This window comes from Sphingomonas bacterium (genome assembly GCF_903643065.1).
In the GTDB taxonomy this organism is placed as follows: Bacteria; Pseudomonadota; Alphaproteobacteria; order Sphingomonadales; family Sphingomonadaceae; genus Sphingomonas.
In genome coordinates, this window is record NZ_CAHJWX010000422.1 from 1 (window position 1) to 2,790 (window position 2,790).

General features: G+C 72.8%; 2 protein-coding genes and 1 pseudogene. 1 reads left to right on the forward strand and 2 read right to left on the reverse strand.

The window, feature by feature from the left end; all coding sequences use genetic code 11:
• Positions 1-1,066: cation:proton antiporter domain-containing protein (locus HUU95_RS13245; RefSeq protein ID WP_174280533.1), on the reverse strand; the 1,066-nt coding region annotated here is incomplete at its 3' end.
• 127 nt (positions 1,067-1,193) lie between these two features.
• Positions 1,194-2,501: an aspartate kinase gene (locus HUU95_RS13250; protein ID WP_174280534.1), complete on the reverse strand. Its 1,308-nt coding sequence runs from the start codon at positions 2,499-2,501 to the stop codon at positions 1,194-1,196.
• A gap of 53 nt (positions 2,502-2,554) precedes the next feature.
• On the opposite strand from HUU95_RS13250, the pseudogene HUU95_RS13255 reads away from it, so the two are divergent.
• Positions 2,555-2,790: pseudogene (locus HUU95_RS13255) on the forward strand (bifunctional 2-polyprenyl-6-hydroxyphenol methylase/3-demethylubiquinol 3-O-methyltransferase UbiG); the annotation flags it as partial.

Below are 2,790 nucleotides of genomic sequence, written 5' to 3' on the forward strand. Positions count from 1 at the left end.
CGAGCACGATCAGCGTCGTCTCCGACGGAGCGGCCATCAGAAGCGCGGTCACCAGCGCCGCGCCGACCCGCGTGCCGCCGAGCCTCAGCAGCCCGCCCGTCACCAGCGCCTTCGCGGCCAGGACGAAGCCGACCGCGGCGAGCAGCGCGGGCCAGCGCGCGGCGATCACCGCCACGTCGACGCGCATCCCCACGGTGATGAGGAAGATGCCAAGCGCCAGCCCGCCGAACGGCGCGACGATCGCCTCCACCTCGCTGCCGTAATCGGTCTCCGCGATCAGCACGCCCGCCAGCAGCGCGCCCAGGATCGGCGACAGGCCGACCGCGGCGGTGGCCATGTTGGCGAGGATCACGACGAGCAGGCTGGCGGACAGGAACAGCTCCGGGCTCTTGGTGCGCGCGGCCTGCGCGAACATCGGCGGCAGCAGCCGGCGGCCCGCGAGCAGCATCGCCGCGACGACCGCGCCGCCCTTCGCCAGCGTGGCGCCGATCGCCGTCCAGCCGCCCGCCGAGCCGTGGGGAGCGATCGCGCCCAGCCCGAACAGGATCGGCACCAGCGCCAGGTCCTCGAACAGCAGCATGGCGAACGCGTTCCGTCCCACAGGGCCGCCGGTCCCGACGATCGGCAACACCAGCGCGGTGGAGGACAGCGCGAGCGCGAGGCCGAGGCCGAGCGACGCCTGCCACCCCCCGCCCGCGGCCCACAGGCCGGCGGCGAGCACGGCGGCGATCCCCAGCAGCTCGGCCGCGCCCAGCCCGAACACCTTGGCGCGCATCGTCCACAACCGCGCGAACGACAGCTCGAGCCCGGCGGAGAACAGCAGCAGCACGATGCCGAGCTCCGCGAACGGCTCGACCGCGTGCGGATCGGTGATGGTGACGTAGTAGAGCCACGGCGCGGAGGGCACGAACCGGCCTAGGCCCGCCGGCCCCGCCAGCACGCCGACGAGGATGAAGCCGATCACCGGGTTGACGCGCAGCCGCGCGAACGTCGGGATCACCAGCCCGGCCGCGCCCAGGATCACGAGCGCGTCGGAGAAACCGGTCGAATCGAGCGGGGAAGCCATGCCCTCCTTGTTCCGCGTCGCGGCGGCGGGCGCCACCCCCCTTGCAGGCGATCTGGAAGGCGATGCTGCGGGCGGCGAGCGGCGGCGCCGGCCATCGTCGGACGGTCGCGCGCCTGACCCCCGCCCCTCAGGCGGCGGCGTCCAGTCCGTAGGCGGTGTGCAGCACCCGGACCGCGAGTTCCGTCTCGTCCTCGTCGATCAGCACGCTGACCTTGATCTCGCTGGTGGAGATCGCCTGCACGTTGATGCCGCGCTGGCCCAGCGTCGTGAACATGGTGCTGGCGACGCCCGCGTGGCTGCGCATCCCGACGCCGACGACGCTGATCTTGGCGACCCGCGTGTCGTGGACCATCCGCTCGTAGCCGATCGCCGCCCGCCCCGCCTCCAGCACGTCGAGGCTGCGCGAAAGGTCCGCCGCCGGCACGGTGAACGTCACGTCCGTGGAGGCGGGCGTCGATCCGGTCGAATGCGCGATGTTCTGGATTATCATGTCGACGTTGATGCCGGCGTCCGCCAGCGGCGCGAAGATGCTGGCCACCGCGCCGGGCCGGTCGGGTACCTGGACCAGCGTGATCTTCGCCTCGTTCTTGTCGTGCGCGATGCCGGTGATGAGCTGGCGTTCCATGTCGTCGATCCCTTCCCCTAGTTCCTCCTCGCCCACGATCATCGTGCCGGGCAGCGTGTCCGCCATCGGCGCGTCGGGCGCGGTGAACGAGGACAGGACCTGCACGCGCACCCTCTCCTTCATCGCCAGGCCGACGGACCGCGTCTGGAGCACCTTCGCGCCGACCGACGCGAGTTCCAGCATCTCCTCGTAGGTCACGCGGGCGAGCTTGCGCGCGCGCGGCACGATGCGCGGATCGGTGGTGTAGACGCCGTCGACGTCCGTATAGATGTCGCAGCGGTCCGCGCGCATCGCCGCCGCGACCGCGACCGCGCTGGTGTCGGAGCCGCCGCGTCCCAGCGTCGTCACCCGGCCATCGGCCGTGCGCCCCTGAAAGCCCGGGATCACCGCCACCTCGCCCCTCGCCAGGCTCTCGTCGAGCGCGGCCATGTCGATCGCCTCGATGCGCGCGCGCGCGTGCGCGTCGGACGTCTGGACCGGCAACTGCCAGCCCAGCCACGAGCGCGCGGGCACGCCGATCGCCTGAAGCGCGATGGCGAGCAGCCCCGCCGTCACCTGTTCGCCCGCCGCGACGACGACGTCGTATTCGGCCGGGTCGTACAGCGGCGACGCCTCGCGGCAGAAGCCCACCAGCCGGTCGGTCTCCCCCGCCATCGCGGAGACGACGACCGCCACCTGCGCGCCCGCCGCCACTTCGCGCTTCACCCGGCCCGCGACCGAGCGGATGCGCTCGGTGCCGGCCATGGACGTGCCGCCGAACTTCATGACGATGCGAGAGGATGGGTGGAACGAAGGAACGAAGGAGGCCATCGGGGCGGGAAATGCCTTGCCGGATCGGGGGGCCGCCCTGATAGGAACGGGCCATGACGAGCGCAAGCGACGCGGTCCCGGTGTCCGCCACCACTCCCGACGCCACCCCCGACGCCACCATCGACGCGCGCGAGGCGGCGCATTTCGGGCGGCAGGCGGCGGACTGGTGGAACCCCGCGGGGTCGTCGGCGATGCTGCACCGGCTGAACCCGGTGCGCCTCGCCTTCCTGCGCGGCGCGGCGGACGCGCACTGGGGAAACGACGGGCGGGGCTTCCGGCCGCTCGCCGG